This is a genomic window from Stenotrophomonas sp. (genome assembly GCF_032056425.1).
In the GTDB taxonomy this organism is placed as follows: domain Bacteria; phylum Pseudomonadota; class Gammaproteobacteria; order Xanthomonadales; family Xanthomonadaceae; genus Stenotrophomonas.
Map to the genome: position 1 here is coordinate 14,790 of NZ_DAMBCN010000017.1, position 17,566 is coordinate 32,355.

General features: G+C 68.0%; 17 protein-coding genes. 9 read left to right on the top strand and 8 right to left on the bottom strand.

Features of this window, described 5'->3' with window-relative positions; genetic code table 11:
* The first annotated feature begins 31 nt into the window (after positions 1–31).
* The 4 genes from panB (at position 32) to pgi (ending at position 3,717) form a co-directional block, all read left to right on the top strand.
* The gene (gene panB, locus RTY46_RS12225; RefSeq protein WP_312708665.1) at positions 32–847 is read left to right on the top strand and encodes a 3-methyl-2-oxobutanoate hydroxymethyltransferase; all 816 of its coding nucleotides are present in this window, start codon (positions 32–34) and stop codon (positions 845–847) included.
* On the top strand, positions 844–1,683 hold the full coding sequence (panC, locus tag RTY46_RS12230) for a pantoate--beta-alanine ligase (protein ID WP_312708667.1): 840 nt from the start codon (positions 844–846) through the stop codon (positions 1,681–1,683). The genes panB and panC overlap by 4 nt, the downstream gene beginning before the upstream one ends.
* 142 nt (positions 1,684–1,825) lie before the next feature.
* Positions 1,826–2,206, top strand: a complete 381-nt coding sequence (gene panD, locus RTY46_RS12235) for an aspartate 1-decarboxylase (protein ID WP_004153087.1) — start codon at positions 1,826–1,828, stop codon at positions 2,204–2,206.
* Positions 2,203–3,717, top strand: coding sequence for a glucose-6-phosphate isomerase (pgi, locus tag RTY46_RS12240; protein ID WP_312708668.1), 1,515 nt, complete (start codon positions 2,203–2,205; stop codon positions 3,715–3,717). The genes panD and pgi overlap by 4 nt, the downstream gene beginning before the upstream one ends.
* A 109-nt stretch (positions 3,718–3,826) precedes the next feature.
* Here pgi and RTY46_RS12245 read toward each other — a convergent pair whose 3' ends face one another.
* Positions 3,827–4,390 carry a response regulator transcription factor gene (locus RTY46_RS12245; RefSeq protein ID WP_312708669.1) on the bottom strand — a complete coding sequence of 188 codons (564 nt, stop codon included), beginning with the start codon at positions 4,388–4,390 and terminating at the stop codon, positions 3,827–3,829.
* Positions 4,387–5,613, bottom strand: coding sequence for an ATP-binding protein (locus RTY46_RS12250; RefSeq protein WP_312708670.1), 1,227 nt, complete (start codon positions 5,611–5,613; stop codon positions 4,387–4,389). Before RTY46_RS12250 ends, RTY46_RS12245 begins: the two co-directional genes overlap by 4 nt.
* 114 nt (positions 5,614–5,727) lie before the next feature.
* Between RTY46_RS12250 and ispG the strand changes: the two genes are divergently transcribed.
* The 3 genes from ispG (at position 5,728) to RTY46_RS12265 (ending at position 8,572) form a co-directional block, all read left to right on the top strand.
* Positions 5,728–6,993 carry a flavodoxin-dependent (E)-4-hydroxy-3-methylbut-2-enyl-diphosphate synthase gene (gene ispG, locus RTY46_RS12255; RefSeq protein WP_312708671.1) on the top strand — a complete coding sequence of 422 codons (1,266 nt, stop codon included), beginning with the start codon at positions 5,728–5,730 and terminating at the stop codon, positions 6,991–6,993.
* Complete coding sequence (locus tag RTY46_RS12260) at positions 6,974–7,723, top strand: phosphatase PAP2 family protein (RefSeq protein ID WP_312708672.1); 750 nt, start codon at positions 6,974–6,976, stop codon at positions 7,721–7,723. Before ispG ends, RTY46_RS12260 begins: the two co-directional genes overlap by 20 nt.
* A 201-nt stretch (positions 7,724–7,924) precedes the next feature.
* Entirely contained in the window at positions 7,925–8,572 is a 648-nt protein-coding gene (locus tag RTY46_RS12265; protein WP_312708673.1) for a response regulator, read from the top strand.
* A 220-nt stretch (positions 8,573–8,792) separates the two neighbouring features.
* Here RTY46_RS12265 and RTY46_RS12270 read toward each other — a convergent pair whose 3' ends face one another.
* The 5 genes from RTY46_RS12270 to zwf all read right to left on the bottom strand — a co-directional run bounded on the left by RTY46_RS12270 (position 8,793) and on the right by zwf (position 14,823).
* A complete protein-coding gene (locus RTY46_RS12270) occupies positions 8,793–9,452 on the bottom strand; it encodes a bifunctional 4-hydroxy-2-oxoglutarate aldolase/2-dehydro-3-deoxy-phosphogluconate aldolase (RefSeq protein ID WP_312708674.1) in 660 nt (219 codons plus the stop codon).
* Positions 9,453–9,688: 236 nt separating this feature from the next.
* The gene (gene edd / locus RTY46_RS12275) at positions 9,689–11,605 is read right to left on the bottom strand and encodes a phosphogluconate dehydratase (protein ID WP_312708675.1); all 1,917 of its coding nucleotides are present in this window, start codon (positions 11,603–11,605) and stop codon (positions 9,689–9,691) included.
* 58 nt (positions 11,606–11,663) lie between these two features.
* Complete coding sequence (gene pgl / locus RTY46_RS12280) at positions 11,664–12,386, bottom strand: 6-phosphogluconolactonase (protein WP_312708676.1); 723 nt, start codon at positions 12,384–12,386, stop codon at positions 11,664–11,666.
* Entirely contained in the window at positions 12,383–13,390 is a 1,008-nt protein-coding gene (gene glk / locus RTY46_RS12285; RefSeq protein ID WP_312708677.1) for a glucokinase, read from the bottom strand. The genes pgl and glk overlap by 4 nt, the downstream gene beginning before the upstream one ends.
* A complete protein-coding gene (gene zwf, locus RTY46_RS12290; RefSeq protein ID WP_312708679.1) occupies positions 13,387–14,823 on the bottom strand; it encodes a glucose-6-phosphate dehydrogenase in 1,437 nt (478 codons plus the stop codon). The genes glk and zwf overlap by 4 nt, the downstream gene beginning before the upstream one ends.
* A 354-nt stretch (positions 14,824–15,177) precedes the next feature.
* Here zwf and ugpC point away from each other — a divergent pair, with 354 nt between their 5' ends.
* Positions 15,178–16,260, top strand: a complete 1,083-nt coding sequence (gene ugpC, locus RTY46_RS12295) for a sn-glycerol-3-phosphate ABC transporter ATP-binding protein UgpC (RefSeq protein ID WP_312708681.1) — start codon at positions 15,178–15,180, stop codon at positions 16,258–16,260.
* Positions 16,261–16,446: 186 nt separating this feature from the next.
* Here the strand turns inward: ugpC and RTY46_RS12300 are convergent, their stop codons facing one another.
* Positions 16,447–17,313, bottom strand: a complete 867-nt coding sequence (locus RTY46_RS12300) for a folate-binding protein (protein WP_312708683.1) — start codon at positions 17,311–17,313, stop codon at positions 16,447–16,449.
* A 39-nt stretch (positions 17,314–17,352) separates the two neighbouring features.
* Between RTY46_RS12300 and RTY46_RS12305 the strand changes: the two genes are divergently transcribed.
* Positions 17,353–17,526, top strand: coding sequence for a DUF1674 domain-containing protein (locus tag RTY46_RS12305; RefSeq protein ID WP_312708685.1), 174 nt, complete (start codon positions 17,353–17,355; stop codon positions 17,524–17,526).
* Positions 17,527–17,566: the final 40 nt, after the last annotated feature.

The window sequence follows — 17,566 nt, forward strand, 5'->3', positions numbered from 1 at the left end:
TGCCCGGGTTATCTCCCCCGGTTATCAGCACATGAGTACCCACGCAGACAGCAAGCCCTGGACCGTACCCGCGCTGGCCGAAGCCAAGCGCAATGGCCAGAAGCTGGTCATGTTGACCGCTTACGACGCCAGCTTTGCCCGTACGTTCGACGCCAACGGCGTGGACCTGATCCTGATCGGCGATTCGCTGGGCATGGTCGTGCAGGGCCACGATTCCACCCTGCCGGTGACCGTGGCCGACATGGTCTACCACACCCGTGCGGTGGCCCGCGTGCTGCAGCGTGCGCTGCTGGTGGCCGACCTGCCGTTCGGCGCCGATGCCACCCCCGAGCGCGCGCTGGAGGCATCGCTGCAGCTGCTGCAGGCCGGTGCCGAGATGGTCAAGATCGAAGGCGCCGGCTTCAAGGTCGACATCGTGCGCTATCTGGTCGAGCGCGAGATTCCGGTCTGTTCGCACCTGGGCCTGACCCCGCAGTCGGTGCTGCGCCTGGGTGGCTTCAAGATCCAGGGCCGCGGCGATGCCGCGCGCCAGCTGGTGGAAGATGCCAAGGCCGTGGCCGCTGCCGGTGCCGCGCTGATCGTGCTCGAATGCATGCCGACCCCGGTGGCTGCCGAAGTGACCGCCGCCGTCGACGTGCCGACCATCGGCATCGGTGCCGGCCCGCAGTGCGATGGCCAGGTGCTGGTGATGCACGATTTCATCGGCCTGGACAGCGGCCACCGCCGTCCGAAGTTCGTCAAGGACTTCCTGGCCGAAGGTGGTTCGGTGGCCGGTGCCACCCGCGCCTATGCCGACGCCGTGCGCGACGGCAGCTTCCCTGACGAACAGCACGCCTACGCCCAATGATCCAGACCTTCAACGAACTCGGCGCGCTGCGCGGGCAGATCGCGCAGTGGAAGCAGCAGGGCCTGCGCGTGGCGCTGGTGCCGACCATGGGCAACCTGCACGGTGGCCACCATTCACTGGTGAGCCTGGCGCGGCAGTACGCCGACAAGGTCGTGGCCAGCATCTTCGTCAATCCGACCCAGTTCGGGCCGAACGAGGACTTCAGCCGCTACCCGCGCACGCCCGAGGCCGACGTGGCCGGGCTGGAGCAGGTGGGCTGCGATGCGGTGTGGCTGCCCAGCGTCGAGGCGATGTACCCGCTGGGCGTGGACAAGACCACGCAGATGCACGCCCCGGGCGTGAGCGAAGTGCTGGAGGGCGCCAGCCGCCCGGGCCACTTCGATGGCGTCTGCACGGTGGTGGCGCGCCTGTTCCTGCAGGTGCAGCCGGACGTGGCGGTGTTCGGCCGCAAGGATTACCAGCAGTTGGCCGTGATCAAGCAGATGGTGGCCGAGCTGTCGTTCCCGATCCAGATCGTCGGTGCAGAGATCGTGCGCGATGACGATGGTCTGGCCAAGAGCTCGCGCAACCAGTACCTGGATGCGCAGCAGCGCCCGCTGGCGACCACCCTCCACCGCACCCTGCTGGGCATGCGTGAAGGTTACGTGGCCGGGCAGGCGCGCACGCAGATCGAGGCCGATGCCACGGCTGCGCTGCAGGCCGCCGGCTTCCAGGTCGATTACGCGGTGCTGCGCACCCCCGAGCTGGCCGAGCCGACCTTCGACGGCGGCGGCCGGGTGGCGCTGATTGCCGCCCGCCTGGGCAGCACCCGGTTGATCGACAACCTGGAATTCTGATGCCTGCGGGGTCGGATCCCTTTCCCTGTGGGAAAGGGCTCTGACCCCGCTTCCAGCCTGATACCTGAACGGGTTGCCGGCCGTGATGCCCCGCGCTGTGCGGGTGCTAGAATCCCCGCTTTCCTTTGCGTTGTACCGTGCCATGCACCTGTCCCTGCTGAAGACCAAGATCCACCGCGCCACCGTCACCCATTCCGAGCTGAACTACGAAGGTTCCATCGCCATCGATGACAACCTGCTGGCTGCCACCGGCATCCGCGAGTTCGAGCAGGTGCACATCTGGGACGTGACCAACGGTGCGCGCTTCTCGACCTACGCCATCCGTGCCGAAGCCGGCAGCGGCGTGGTGTCGCTCAACGGCGGCGCTGCGCGCCACGTGCAGGTCGGTGACATCATCATCATCGCGGCCTTCGCCAGCATGACCGAGCAGGAAGCCGACAGCTTCAAGCCGAAGCTGGTGTACGTGGACGGCAACAACCAGATCTCCCACACCAACGACACGATCCCGACCCAGGCCGCATGACAACGAACAACGGATTCGACTCGCTGCATTCCCACGCCCAGCGCCTGAAGGGCGCAAGCATTCCCAGCCTACTCGCCGCCGAACCGGGCCGCGTGCAGGACCTGGCGCTGCGGGTCGGTCCGTTGTATGTCAATTTCGCGCGGCAGAAGTACGATGCCGCCGCGCTGCAGGCGTTGCTGGCATTGGCCGCCGACCGTGATGTCGGCGGTGCCATCAATCGTCTGTTCCGTGGCGAGCAGGTCAACCTGACCGAAGGTCGTGCGGCGCTGCATACCGCGCTGCGTGGTGATGCGGTCGACGCGCCGGTGGCGGCCGAGGCCTATGCCACCGCGCGCGGGATCCGCCAGCGCATGGGCGTTCTGGTGCGCGCGCTGGAAGACAGCGGCGTGACCGATGTGGTCAGCGTGGGCATTGGCGGTTCCGATCTGGGCCCGCGCCTGGTTGCCGATGCGCTGCGCCCGGTCAGCGGTGCGCGCCTGCGCGTGCATTTCGTGTCGAACGTGGACGGCGCCGCCATGCAGCGCACGCTGGCCAGCCTGGATCCGGCCAAGACCGCCGGCATCCTCATTTCCAAGACCTTCGGTACCCAGGAGACCCTGCTCAACGGGCAGATCCTGCACGACTGGCTGGGCGGCAGCGAGCGCCTGTACGCAGTCAGTGCCAACCCCGAGCGTGCGGCCAAGGCCTTTGCCATCGCCGCCGAGCGCGTGCTGCCGATGTGGGACTGGGTAGGCGGGCGTTATTCGCTGTGGTCGGCCGTCGGTTTCCCGATCGCGCTGGCGATCGGTTTCGAGCGTTTCGAGCAGCTGCTGGACGGTGCCGCGCAGATGGACGCGCATGCGCTGGACGCGCCACTGGAGCGCAACCTGCCGGTGCTGCATGCACTGACCGATATCTGGAACCGCAATCTGCTGGGCTGTGCCACCCACGCGGTGATGACCTATGACCAGCGCCTGGCGCTGCTGCCGGCCTACCTGCAGCAGCTGGTGATGGAAAGCCTGGGCAAGCGTGTGCAGCGCGACGGCCAGCCGGTCACCACCGACACCGTGCCGGTGTGGTGGGGCGGGGCGGGTACCGACGTGCAGCACAGCTTCTTCCAGGCGCTGCACCAGGGCACCAGCATCATCCCGGCCGACTTCATCGGCTGCGTGCACAACGATGATCCGTACACGGTCAATCACCAGGCGCTGCTGGCCAACCTGCTGGCGCAGACCGAGGCGCTGGCCAACGGCCAGGGCAGCGATGACCCGCACCGTGATTACCCGGGTGGCCGCCCGAGCACGCTGATCCTGCTCGACGCGCTGACCCCGCAGGCGCTGGGCGCGCTGATCGCCATGTACGAACACGCCGTGTACGTGCAGTCGGTCATCTGGAACATCAACGCCTTCGACCAGTTCGGTGTCGAGCTGGGCAAGCAGCTGGCCAGCGGCCTGCTGCCGGCGCTGCAGGGCGAGGATGTGGCGATTGCCGATCCGATGACCCGCGAGATCCTGGCGCAGCTGAAGCGCTGAGGTATCTGTAGAGTCGAGCCGTGCTCGACTGTCTTGTGCGCGGAGTCGAGCATGGCTCGACTCTACAAGTTGGTAGCGCCGGGCCATGCCCGGCGGACGCGACCCCGCGTCAACGGCTCGGGTCGCGCTCCGGGCTGGGCCGCTTGGCCAGCTTGCGCTGCAACGAGCGCCGGTGCATGCCCAGCAGGCGTGCGGCGGCCGACACGTTGCCGCCCGTCTCGTGCATCGCCTGTTGGATGTGTTCCCACTGCAGGCGGCTGATCGGCGTCATCGCATCGGGCACTTCCATTTCGCCATCATCGGCCGGGCCATCGTCTTCTTCGCCCAGTGCACGCAGGATCATCGGCACCGTGGCCGGTTTCGGCAGGTAGTCGTCTGCACCCAGCTTGATCGCCTCTACCGCCGTGGCGATGCTGGCGTAGCCGGTCACCAGCAGGATGCGCATGTCCGCGCGCAGGGCACGCAGCGGCTGGATCAATGCCAGCCCGGAATCGTGGCCCAGCTTCAGATCGATCAGTGCAAAGGCCGGTGGCTGTTGGCGGGCCAGGGTCAGGGCGCTGGCGGCATCCTGCGCGGTCTGGGTTTCCAGGCCCTTGCGGGCCAGGCTGCGCTGCAGCGTGCGCAGGTACAGTTCGTCGTCGTCGACCAGCAGGCCAAGGGGTGAGGCGTTCATGGGGTGTCCTCGCGTGGGGCCAGCGGAAGGCGGAAGCCGACGCGGCTGCCGGCCCCTTGGGCCGGGCGCATCCACATCTCGCCGTGCAGGCGTTCGATGGTGGCATGGGACAGGGCCAGCCCCACGCCCATGCCTTCACTCTTGCTGCTGCCGAACAGCTTGCCCGGCAGCACGGCGGCACGCGCGTCGAAGCCGTGCCCGTAATCGCGTACTTCGCCGATCAGGTCCTTGCCCTCGATACGCAGGTCCAGGTCCACGCGCGGCCGCCCGGCCTGCTCGCCGGCGTCGGCTGCGTTGTTCAGCAGCACCATCAGCAGATGGCCCACGCCGGGGGCCAGCGGCAGGCGCAGCGGCGCGTCGTCGTTGCGGTGCAGGTCGATGGTCGGGCGCACCAGGCGCCACTGCTCCAGCACCTGCTGGGCACTGGAGTGGCTGCGCCCCGGAGCATCGGCCGAGGCCGGCGCGGCCAGCGCCAGCACACGCTCCCGGCACTGCACCAGCAGCTCGCGCAGCGTCTCCATGTCTTCGCGCACTTCCGGCTCTTCGCTGCGCTCGGCCACGTCGTCGGCCAGCAGGGTCATGGTTGCCAGCGGTGTGTTCAGTTCATGCGCCACCGACGCGGCGTGGGTGGCCAAGGCAACGATGCCCTCGTTGCGGGCGAAGCGCTCGCGCAGCGCCGACAGTTCCAGTTCGCGCTGGCGCAGGGCCATCGCCAGGCGGGTCGAGAAGGTCAGTACCACGGCAGCCGACAACAGGAAGTTGGCCACCACGCCCCAGCGGTTCAGGTCCAGCGCGCGGAAGTAGCCGGTAGGCAGCGGTTGCCCGAACACGCCGCTGGCGGCATAGCCCAGCAGGCAGGCGCCGGCCACCGCCAGCGCCCAGCGCAGGGGCAGGGCAAACGCCGCCAGCGCGATCAGGATCAGGAACAGCGAGCCGAAGGGGTTGGCGATGCCACCGCTCCAGCCCACCATCCAGGTGAGGATGATCACATCCACCAGGATGTGGCCGAACGCGGTCAGCGGGGCGGGGTCGCCGGCTTCCGGGCGTAGCTGGGTGTACAGGTTGAATGCGGCCAGCACGGCCACGCCCGCCCAGAGTGGCTGCTGCGGCAACGGCAGGCCGAGCACCCAGGTGGCGACCAGGATGGTGGCCGCCTGGCCGGCCACGGCCAACCAGCGCAGGCTGCACAGGGTTCGAAGAAACGGGGCGTCGGGTCCGGTCATGCCTGCCCATCGTATGCGTTCATCGCACGGGCTGCCTGCGACAATCGGCCGCAGACGCGCTGCGCGCTGAATGCGACCCACCCCGAACGCAGGGGCGGGCGGTAGAATGGGCCCATGCACGACGCCGTCACCCGCCCCACGCCCCCCTCCGATGCCACCGCCTGGCCGCGCCGCCAGACCCATGCCGTCCAGATCGGCGGGGTCACCGTTGGCGGTGGCAAGCCGGTGGTGGTGCAGTCGATGACCAACACCGACACCTCCGACGTGGCGTCCACCGCCAAGCAGGTCGCCGAGCTGTGGCGTGCCGGGTCGGAAATGGTGCGACTGACCGTCAACACCGTCGAAGCTGCCGCGGCCATTCCGCGCATTGTCGACAAGCTGGCGATGATGGGCATCGATGTGCCCTTGATCGGCGACTTCCATTACAACGGCCATCAGCTGCTGACTGCCGAGCCGGCCTGCGCCGAAGCGCTGGCCAAGTACCGAATCAATCCCGGCAACGTCGGCTTCGGCAAGAAGAAGGACCTGCAGTTCGCCCAGTTGATCGAGTTCGCCGTGCGCTACAACAAGCCGGTGCGCATCGGTGCCAACTGGGGGTCGCTGGACCAGGCCCTGGCGGCGAAGCTGATGGACGAGAACAACCATCGCGAACAGCCCTGGGACGCCGGCCGCGTGCTGCGCGAGGCGCTGATCCGCTCGGCGCTGGATTCGGCCGAGCAGGCGGTGGAGCTGGGCCTGCCGCGCGACCGCATCGTGCTGTCGGCCAAGGTCAGTGGCGTGCAGGAACTGATCGCGGTGTACCGCGACCTGGCCCAGCGCTCTGATTTCGCCCTGCACCTGGGCCTGACCGAGGCTGGTATCGGCAGCAAGGGCATCGTGGCCTCGGCAGCGGCACTGAGCGTGCTGCTGCAGGAAGGCATCGGTGACACCATCCGCATTTCGCTGACCCCCGAGCCGGGGCAGTCGCGCACGCAGGAGGTGATCGTTGCCCAGGAACTGCTGCAGACCACCGGCCAGCGTGCGTTTACTCCGCTGGTGACGGCCTGCCCGGGCTGTGGCCGCACCACCTCCGAGTTCTTCCAGGAACTGGCCAAGGTGGTACAGAACCACGTGCGCGAGAAGATGCCGCTTTGGAAGATCCACCACCCGGGCGCGGAAAACATGACCCTGGCGGTGATGGGGTGCATCGTCAACGGGCCGGGTGAGTCGCGCCACGCCAACATCGGCATTTCCCTGCCGGGCACCGGTGAGACGCCGGCCGCACCGGTATTCGTGGATGGCGAGAAGAAAGTGACCCTGCGCGGTGAGAACATCGCCCAGGAGTTCGTTGCCCTGATCGACGATTACGTCGAACGCACTTATGTCCGAAGCGCCGGATAAGCCGGTCATCCTGGCCGCGCCGGAGCCCGCCTCCGGCTTCCGCCACTGGATGGCGCGCAACGCCTGGCGCCTGTTGCTGCTGTTTGCCGGCGTGCTGCTGCCGCTGGCAGGCTTTGTCGCGCTGGCCGATGAAGTGCACGAGTTCGAGTCGTTCCATTTCGATGCGCCATTGCTGTGGCAGATGCACGGCCTGCATTCGCCAGGGCTGGATGCCTTCTTCGTGCTGCTGTCGCGGCTGGGCTACGAGTGGTTCCTGATCCCGGCCGACGTTCTGATCGTGGGCGCGCTGGCCTGGCGCCGGCGCTGGCGCGAGGCGACCTTCGTGGCGGTGTGCTTCGTGGGCTCGGCGCTGCTGAACATGGGCAGCAAGCGGTTCTTCCAGCGTGACCGCCCCAGCCTGTGGGAATCGATCGCGCCCGAATCGACATTCAGCTTCCCCAGCGGGCATGCCATGGGGTCGATGACCCTGGCCATGACCCTGGTGCTGCTGGCGTGGAACACCCGCTGGCGCTGGCCGGTGCTGCTGCTGGCGCCCGCGTTCAGCCTGCTGGTGAGCGTGTCCCGGGTCTATCTGGGCGTGCATTACCCCTCGGATATCCTGGCCGGATGGTGTGCCGCGCTCGTTTGGGTGGTAGGGTGCTATCTGGTCATGTTCCGTCGCCGGCATCCTTGGCGGCGTCACGGTTCGCCGGCGGCGAGGGCCAGCGAAGCGATCGCAACAGGGGAGTGACGCGGATGCCTCGTGCAGGGGGCCGTGCAATGGATGTGTAGTTTCGATATCTGGGGTTTTGCGGGGCAGGGGACGAAAACAGCAAGCCTGGAATGTGATGCGCAAGGCAGAACGCCGTTTTTGCGCACGTTTTCCGCTTGCGATGTGCAGCAGCCCCCGCCTAGTTTGGCCCCCGATGGCCGCATTCGAAGAGGGACGTGGATGACGATTCGAGTCTACCTGGTGGATGACCACGCGCTGGTCCGCACCGGGATGAAAATGATCCTGTCGGGGGAGTCCGACATCGAGGTCGTGGGCGAAGCCGAAACCGGTGAGGACGCCCTGCGCGAGGTTCGCCAGCTGCTGCCGGACGTGGTGCTGTGCGATCTGCACCTGCCCGGCGTCAGTGGCATGGAGGTGACCGAGCGCATCGTGCGCAGCCACCGTGGCACGCGCGTGGTGATTGTCTCGGTGCTGGAAGACGGCCCGCTGCCCAAACGCCTGCTCGAAGCCGGTGCGGCCGGCTACATAGGCAAGGGCTGCGACGCGCAGGAGCTGCTGCGCGCGGTGCGGGATGTGTCCGGTGGTCGCCGCTACCTGGGCACCAGCATCGCGCAGAACCTGGCGCTGTCGACCGTGGAAGGCAATGCGTCGCCGTTCGATACACTGTCGCCGCGCGAACTGGAAGTTGCCCTGTTGTTGACCCAGGGCCTGCGGCAGGAAGACATCGCCCGGCGCCTGAGCCTGAGCGCGAAGACGGTGAACACGCACAAGGCGCGCCTGTTCGAGAAGATGGGCATTCACGACAACATCGCGCTGGCGCGCATGGCCAGCCAGTACGGGCTGGTGGACCCGGCGCGGCCGCTGTAGGAATTCCAGCCAACGGCGCAGCCCCCCGCGGTGGTGGTGCGGTCGGATTCTGGAGGGTGGCCCTCGGCAGGGCCACGGATAGTTTCCGTGCGCTGCCACCGCGGAATGAAGAAGGAGGAGCGGGAGCGGGTCGCGCGCGTTGCGCGCTCGTGGCCTGGGGCCAGCGGACCCGAGGTCGGATCCCTTTCCCGGCGGGAAAGGGCTCTGACCCCGTAGTGTTTCAGTGGCCGCGGACGCGCTTGACGATCTTCGCAGCCTGGGCGGCACTCTCACGCACCTTGTCCCACTGGCCGTCGGCGATCCAGTTGCCCGGCACCATCCACGAGCCACCGATGCAGACCACGTTCTTCTGCTCCAGGTACTCGGCGGCGGTGTTTTCGGTGATGCCACCGGTGGGGCACAGCTTCAGGTCGGCCACCGGGCCGGCCAAACCCTTGATCATCGCCAGCCCGCCCACAGCCGTGGCCGGGAACAGCTTGCAGACGCGGAAGCCGCGCGCGTAGAGCGACAGCAGCTCGGTGGGCGTGGCCGCGCCCGGCACCACCGGCAGCGGCGCCGCCGCCAGCGCATCGGCCAGCACCGGCGGCGTGCCCGGGGTGACCAGGAAATCGGCACCGGCATCGATCGCCTGCTGCATCTGCTCCACGGTCAGTACCGTACCCGCGCCCACCACCACATCGGGCAGTTCACGCTTGAGCATGGCCAGCGCTTCCATTGCCACCGGCGTACGCAGCGTCAGCTCGATGGCCGGCAGCCCGCCCTCCAGCAGCGCCGCACTGACCGCACGTGCCTGGTCCAGCGTATGAATCGTCACCACCGGCAGAATACCCGCCGCCCGCAGCATCTCCGCCGCCTTCACCTGATGTTGCTCGATACCCATGCTTTTGCCCTTGCCTTCGCTTTCGCTCTATTTGTGCTCTTCAACGATCACTTCGCGGCGTTGACGCGCCGGAGAGTGTCAGGAGGGCGCGGTCAGCCCCAGCCGGGACCGCAGGCGCCATGGATGGCGCCTACGAGCCCCCAAGGAGGGGTTTACGGCGTGTCCCGGCTGGGGCTGGCCGCGCCCTCAACCAGTAACCCAACCGCTGCGACAAACCCGCAACGCTCTTCAAACCCTCAGGCGTCCTTCGCCTCATGCGGTGCCGCCGCAGCGGCCGCATCGTGCCCCAGCTCGTACTCCGCGTCGTAATCCCACGGCGCACCATCGGCCGCCGCCGGCCCGCACGAAATCGAAATCGCGCCCTGGTCAGCCGGCCCCACCACACGACGATTGATCGCAAACAGATTGCGGCCCATGTCGTTGGCCGCCGGCGCAGTATTCGGCGCCAGCGTACGCGCCGCCCATTCGGCCGCATCCACCAGCACTTCCAGCGTGCCGGCCTCACCGTCCAGGCGGATCATATCGCCCTCGCGCACCTTGCCCAGCGGACCCCCGCGTGCCGCTTCCGGCGTCACATGGATGGCCGCCGGAATCTTGCCCGACGCACCGGACAGACGGCCGTCGGTCACCAGCGCCACGCGCCGGCCCTGGTTCTGCAGCAGGCCCAGCAACGGCGCCAGCGAATGCAGTTCCGGCATGCCGTTCGCACGCGGGCCCTGGTAGCGCACCACCGCCACGAAATCCTGCGGCAGCATGCCCGCGGCGTGCAGCTTGTTCAGCACCTGCGGCGCATCGACCACCACGGCCGGCGCCTCGATGGTGCGGTACTGCGGCTTCACCGCCGACAGCTTGATCAGCGACTTGCCCAGGTTGCCGCGCAGCAGGCGCAGGCCACCCTGGCTTTCGAACGGGTTGTCCACGCCGCGCACCACCTCATCGTCGGCGCTGCGTTCCAGCCCCGGCAGGTAGACCAGCTGGCCGTCGCGCAGCTGCGGCTCGCGGGCGTAGTCGGCCATGCCGCCGCGGGCCACGCTCACCAGGTCGCCGTGCATCAGCCCGGCCTTGATCAGTTCACCGAACACGAAGGCCGGGCCGCCTGCAGCGGCAAAGCGGTTCACGTCGGCTTCGCCGTTCGGGTAGACGCGCGCCAGCAGCGGGATCAGCTGCGAGAGCTCGTCGAAATCGTCCCAGGTCAGCACGATGCCGGCCGCGCGGGCCACGGCAATCCAGTGGATGGTGTGGTTGGTCGAACCGCCGGTGGCCATCAGTGCGATGACCGCATTGATGATGGCGCGCTCGTCGATGATGCGGCCCAGCGGACGGAAGTCATCGCCCAGCGCGGTGATGTCCAGTGCACGCTCGGTGGCTTCGCGGGTCAGCGCATCGCGCAGCGGCGTGCCGGGATTGACGAACGACGCGCCGGGCAGCTGCACGCCCATCGCTTCCAGCAGCACCTGGTTGGAATTGGCAGTGCCGTAGAAAGTGCAGGTGCCCGCGCCGTGGTACGACGCCGATTCGGCTTCCAGCAGTTCCTCGCGGGTGGCTTCGCCGGCGGCATAGCGCTCGCGGACTTCGGCCTTCTGCTTGTTGGGAATGCCCGGGGTCATCGGGCCGGCCGGCACGAACACCGCCGGCAGGTGGCCGAAGGCCAGTGCGCCCACCAGCAGGCCCGGCACGATCTTGTCGCACACGCCGAGGTAGACGGTGGTGTCGAACATATCGTGGCTCAGCCCGATTGCGGTCGCCTGGGCGATCACATCGCGCGAGAACAGCGACAGTTCCATGCCGCCACGGCCCTGGGTAACGCCATCACACATGGCCGGCACGGCGCCGGCCACCTGCGCGGTTGCGCCCAGTTCACGGGCGATCTGGCGGATCTGCTCGGGGTAGGTCTCGAACGGCTGGTGCGCCGACAACATGTCGTTGTAGGCGGTGATGATGCCCAGGTTGGCGGTGACGCCGCCGCGCAGGCGGCTCTTGTCCGTGCTGCCACAGGCAGCGAAGCCGTGGGCAAGGTTGCCGCAGCTCAGGCGGCTGCGGAACGGGCCGTCACGCAGCGAGGCGTCGATCGCGGCCAGATAGGCGGCGCGCGACGCTGCGCTGCGGCGGATGACGCGCTCGGTGATGGCTTGCAGTTGCGGATGGAGGCTCATTGGCTACCGGCATTCAAGGTGGCGAGTGACAGGCGGCACCGGAGTGCCGCCGCCGACATCAATCAGCCCAGTGGACGCGCAGGCGCGCGCCGTCCAGGTTGATCGCAGAGAGAATCGGGTACAGCTGCGGATCGTTGCTGTCCAGGGCCTGGCGCAGCACCTGCAGCTTCTGCTTGCCGCGCAGCAGCAGCAGGCGCTGGCGGCACTGGCCCAGCCCGCGCGGGGTCAGGGTGATGCGCAGCGGCCACTGGTTCGAACCCGGGCAGCCGGTGGCATCCAGCGCCGCGTAGGGCAGGGTGCTTTCCAGTGCGCGGCTGAGGTCCTTGGAGCCGGGGAACAGCGAGGCGGTGTGGCCGTCGTTGCCCATGCCCAGGGCCACCACGCTCGGCGGTTGGCTGTGCTGGGCCTGCAGGTTGGCGGTGTACACGCATTCGGGCAGTGGCTTGCCCACCCGCACCAGCGGATCGAAGTGTGCGCCTTCGGCGCGCTTGAGCAGATGCTCGCGCACCAGCCAGGCATTGCTGTCGCGATCCTGCGGCGACAGCCAGCGCTCATCGGCCAGGCTGACTTCCACCCGGTCCCAATGCACGTCCAGTTCGGCCAGCGCCTGGTACACCGGCGCCGGCGTGGTGCCGCCGGAAAGCAGGATGCGGGCACGGCCCACTTCGTTGATATCGTGGTTGATGGCGTGGGCCATCTCGGCGGCCACGGCTTCGATCCAGGCATCGGCGTCGCCGTGCTGTACGAAGTCGATGCGGCTGTCGTGGAAAACAGGGCTCATGCAGCAACTCCAGGGGCATCGCGTTCGGCATCGGCGGCATAGGCGGCGGCGCCCAGCAGGCCGGGGCAGGGGTGCATGATTGCCAGCGACGGCACCCGGCCCATGATGGAAGAGAACCGGCCCTTGTGTTCAAAGCGCTGGCGGAAGCCGGAGTGCTGCAGCGAATCGAGCATCTTCGGCACCAGTCCGCCGGTCAGGAACACGCCGTCCCAGGCGCCCTGCACCAGCACCAGATCGCCGGCGATGGCGCCGAACACCGCGCAGAACACATCCACCGTGCGCATCGCCTGCGGGTCGCCCAGCGCGGCGCGCGCGGTCACATCGGCCGGCTGCAGTTGGCCCGGATCGAAGCCGGCCATTTCGCAGACGGCGCGATGGATGTTGACCAGGCCCGGGCCGCAGATCAGGCGCTCATTGGAAACGCGGCCGAACTGTTCGGAGAGGATTTCCAGAATGCGGATTTCCTCGGGCGTGCCCGGCGGGAAGCTGACATGGCCGCCTTCGGTTTCCAGCGGGTAACTGCGGCCGTGGCGCACCAGCAGGCCGCCCACGCCCAGCCCGGTGCCCGGGCCGATGACGCCGTAGTTGCGCGACTGGCCCGGCGCGGCCGGGGTCCAGTGCGCGCCACCGATCTGCACCACGTCGTGCGGCTGCAGCAGTGCCACGGCCATGGCCTGGGCGGCAAAATCGTTGATCAGGTGCAGTTCGTCGAAGCCGAGCATGGCTGCGGTGCGACTGCGCGAGATCACCCAGGGGTGGTTGGTGATGCGGGCTTCATCGCCATCCACACGGCCGGCCACGGCGAAGACGCCGCGGCGGGCGCTGGCGCCAGCCTGTTCCAGGTAGTGGCGCGCGGCATCGCCCAGCGAGGGGAACTCGGCCACGGCGTACTCGCGGATGCTGTCCTTCAGCAGCGGCGCGTCCTGCGAGGTGTCGGCCAAGGCGAAGCGGGCATTGGTGCCACCGATGTCGGCGACCAGCACCGGCTGGCTGGCGGCACTCATGCCGACGCTCCGCTGTCGGGAGCATCCACGCCCTGCGGCAGGAACCCGGTTGCGCTGCCCGGGCCCCACTGGCCGGCCGGGTAGGGTTCCAGCGGCAGCTTGGCGTCCTTCCAGGCGTCGGCCACGCTGTCGATCCACGCCCACGCGGCGCGCACTTCGTCATCGCGCACGAACAGGGTGTGGTTGCCGTTGAAGGCATCCAGGAACAGGCGTTCGTAGGCGATGCGGCGGTGCAGGCCGGTCGGCACCGACAGTTCCAGTTCCAGCGGGTGCAGTTCCAGTGCGCCCCATTCGGGCCCGGCCAGGCTGCTCATCAGGCCCAGTTCGATGTTTTCCTGCGGCTGCAGCTGGAACACCAGGCGGTTCGGCGCGGCCTGCGCACGCTGCGGGCGCTCGAACAGCCAATGGGTGACCGGCTTCAGGGTGACCACCACGCGGGTGGTGCGCTCGGGCAGGCGCTTGCCGGTGACCAGGTGGAACGGCACGCCGCTCCAGCGCCAGTTGTCGATGTGCGCGGTGACACCGGCGAAGGTTTCCACGTCGCTGCCTTCCGGTGGCTGGTAGGCCTGGGCCGGCTGGCCGTTGATGCTGCCGGCGGTGTAGCGGCCACGCACGCTGTCACGGGCGGCGTTCTTTGCATCGAGCGGGCGCAGGGCGCGCAGTACCTTGACCTTCTCGTCGCGGATGCGGTCGGCTTCCAGCGATGCCGGCGGCTCCATGGCGACCATGCACAGCAGCTGCAGGATGTGGCTCTGCACCATGTCGCGCAGCGCGCCGGAGCGGGCGTAGTAGGCATCGCGGCCGTCCACGCCTTCGCTCTCGGCCACCAGAATGTGCACCGATTCGATGTAATTGCGGTTCCACACTGCTTCCAGCAGCGTGTTGCCGAAGCGCAGGGCGATCAGGTTCTGCACCGCGGCCTTGCCCAGGTAGTGGTCCAGGCGGAACACGCGGTCTTCGTCGATCCACTGGCCGATGGTGCTGATGATATCTTCAGCGCTTTCGCTGTCGCTGCCGATCGGCTTTTCCAGCATCAGGCGAGCCGGCGATGCCAGCGCGCCGCCCTTGGCCAGGCCTTCGCAGGTGGAGATGTATAGGCCCGGCGGAATGGCCAGGTAGCTGACGCAGCGGCGGTGCACCAGGTCCGACACCGCGGCGGCCACCGAGTCGACGTCGCGCAGGTCCACCGAGCGGTAGTCGATGCGGCGCAGCAGGGCGGCGATGTCGTCCTGGCTGGCCATGGGCATGGCCTGCTGCAGGCGCGGACGCAGGATGTCATGGAAGGCTTCGGTGTCGTGGCCGGACAGGGCCAGCGCACGGATGCGGAAATCCTCCGGCAGCAGGCCGTCGCCGAGCAGGCGCAGCAGCGAAGGGAACAGGTAGCGCTGGGCCAGATCACCTGTGGCACCAAACAGGAAGAGGGTGTCGTGCATCGCTCGAGTTTCAGATCCGGGTGACATCGTTGTCAATCGCTTCATGGCTGGGTTCAGGGGACATCCGCGCTACTGTCTGTCCGAGGTTCGCTGGGGGCGGTTTTCCGTGCGTCCGGGCAACCGTTCCATTCGAAACCACCGCAACGGCCCGCTTTCGATTGGCCGCTGTTGCAGGTCGGTGCGCGCCGACGATCGGATAGTGCCACGTGAAAACGTTTACATGGCAGAATGGGCAACTGTATTCGATTGCAGTGCTCGCCGTCATGCGGCGACCGCGCAATCATCACTGCCATCGGGAGGGCCGAAGGCAGTCCCCAATGACAGCCCGGCACCGGGCGGACTGGATAGAGTGATATGGCAAAAGTGCAGTTGCAGGGTGTGCGCAAGGTCTACGACAACGGCCAGGTCGCAGTGAAGGACGCCACGTTCGAGGTGGCCGACGGCGAGCTGATGGTGCTGGTGGGGCCATCCGGCTGCGGCAAGTCGACGCTGCTGCGGATGGTGGCGGGCCTGGAGGAAATCAGCGGCGGCACGCTCACCATTGGTGATCGCGTGGTCAACGACGTGGCGCCGAAGGATCGCGACATCGCCATGGTGTTCCAGAGCTACGCGCTGTACCCGCACATGACCGTGGCCGAGAACCTGGCCTTCGGTCTGAAACTGCGCGGCCATGACAAGGCGACCATCGACAAGCGCATTGCCGAGGCGGCGCAGACGCTGGGCCTGACCGAGATGATGGACAAGCTGCCCAAGGCGATGTCCGGTGGCCAGCGCCAGCGCGTGGCCCTGGGCCGCGCACTGGTACGCGAACCGGCGGTGTTCCTGCTGGACGAGCCGCTGTCCAACCTGGATGCCAAACTGCGCCACAGCGTGCGTACCGAAATCGCGCAGCTGCACCGCAAGCTGGGCACCACCATGATCTACGTGACCCACGACCAGGTGGAAGCGATGACCCTGGGCCAGCGCATCGTGGTGCTCAAGGACGGCATCATCCAGCAGATCGACACGCCCATGGCGCTGTACGACCGTCCGGCCAACCTGTTCGTGGCCGGTTTCCTGGGCAGTCCGGCGATGAACGTGCTGCGTGGCACGCTGCAGGGCGATGCCGGTGGCGTGAGCGTGGTTGATGGCCAATGGCGTGCGCCGCTGGGCCAGGCCACCATCGACCCGGCCTGGCTGCAGAAGCCGGTTGCCGTGGGCGTGCGCCCGGAGCATCTGCAGCCGGCGGCCGCCGACGATGCGCATGCCTTCATGGCGCGCATCGAGGGCATCGAGCCGGTCGGCAATGAAATCTTCGTCAACCTGAGCAGTGGCCAGCATGCACTGACCATGCGCGTGGCGCCGCAGGCGCTGCCGGCGGTGGGCGAGGAGATCCGCGTGGCGATCCACCCGCAGGGCCTGCACTTCTTCAGCGCAGAAACCGGCGAGCGCCTGTAAGCCGGCTTCGCCGGTGTGCGGACCAAGGTCCGCACCTACCAAGGCGGGGTTCACGTAGATCCACGCCATGCGTGGAAGAAGTGGGGGCCCCCGTAGATCCACGCCATGCGTGGATGGGATGCCGGCAGAGGCAGTGCGGGCCAAGGTCCGCACCTACCAGGTCAGGTCCGCACCCGTCCGCTGGGTTCAGCGTGCCAGGCCGTCCAGCAGCGGCACGCGCTGGGCGGCCACGCCGCCGACCTGCAGTTCGCCATCGCTCGTTTCCAGCGGCAGCACCGCCAGGGTCAGGTCTCCGGCCACGCTGGCGATCGTGCCCAGTGCCGCGCCACCCTGCTGCACCGCTTCACCGGCCTGGGCCGGCGCGGCGGTGTGCAGCAGCTGCACCGCGCGCTTGGCCTTGCCCAGGAAGTGAGTGCGGGCCACGATTTCCTGGCCCGGATAGCAGCCCTTCTTCACGCTGTACCCGTTCAGGCGGTCCAGCCCCAGCTGCTGGGGGGTCCACACTTCGCGCTGGCTGGCGTCCAGCCGCGGCAGGCCGAAGCGCAGGTCGGCCTGGCGCCAGGCTGCCGCGAAGGCCGCCGGATCGCCCTCGGCGTCCGCTGTCGCCGCGCCGATGCGCAGGGTGCGCGGCAGCGCATCACTGCCCAGGTCCAGTTCCCAGTCAGCGCCTTCGGCACGCGCGATGGCCGCGCCACTGGCCGCTTCGGGCGCTGTGAATGCGCCGGTCACCATCAGATCCGTGTGCACCTGCAGCTTCACCTTGCGCCGGAACACGAACCGTTGCAGTTGCGACGCAATCGCATCGGCGTCGCCGTCGGCCAGCACCAGCATTACGTGATCTTCGGCCAGCCGCAGCAGCTGGAACACCGCCAGGGTGCGCCCTTTGGCGCTCAACCAGGCGCTCCATTGCCAGTGCAGCAGGGGCAGGGCGGTCACGTCGCTGCTGAACTGGGCATGGGCGAACGCGGCCGCATCGACGCCCTGCAGGCTCACCAGCTGGTGGCCCGGAAGGTGCGGATATGCGACGAAAGCAGGGGGCAGGTTGTCAGGCACGTGAACGAGGTCTAAAATTTGTGCGTTGCGAGACCGAACATGATAGGCCAAACAACCCCCACTCCCGACGCCGAAGCTGAAGCCCCGCTGGTCCCCGCGGCACCTGTGCCTGTGGAACCGGAAAAGGTGGAAGAAGAATTCGGCGGCCGCGGCGGACTTGATCCGGTGCGGTACGGCGATTGGGAGAAAAACGGACGCTGCATCGATTTCTGATCAGCATTGAGCCAACGCGGCCGCGTGCCGCCCAGCCGAG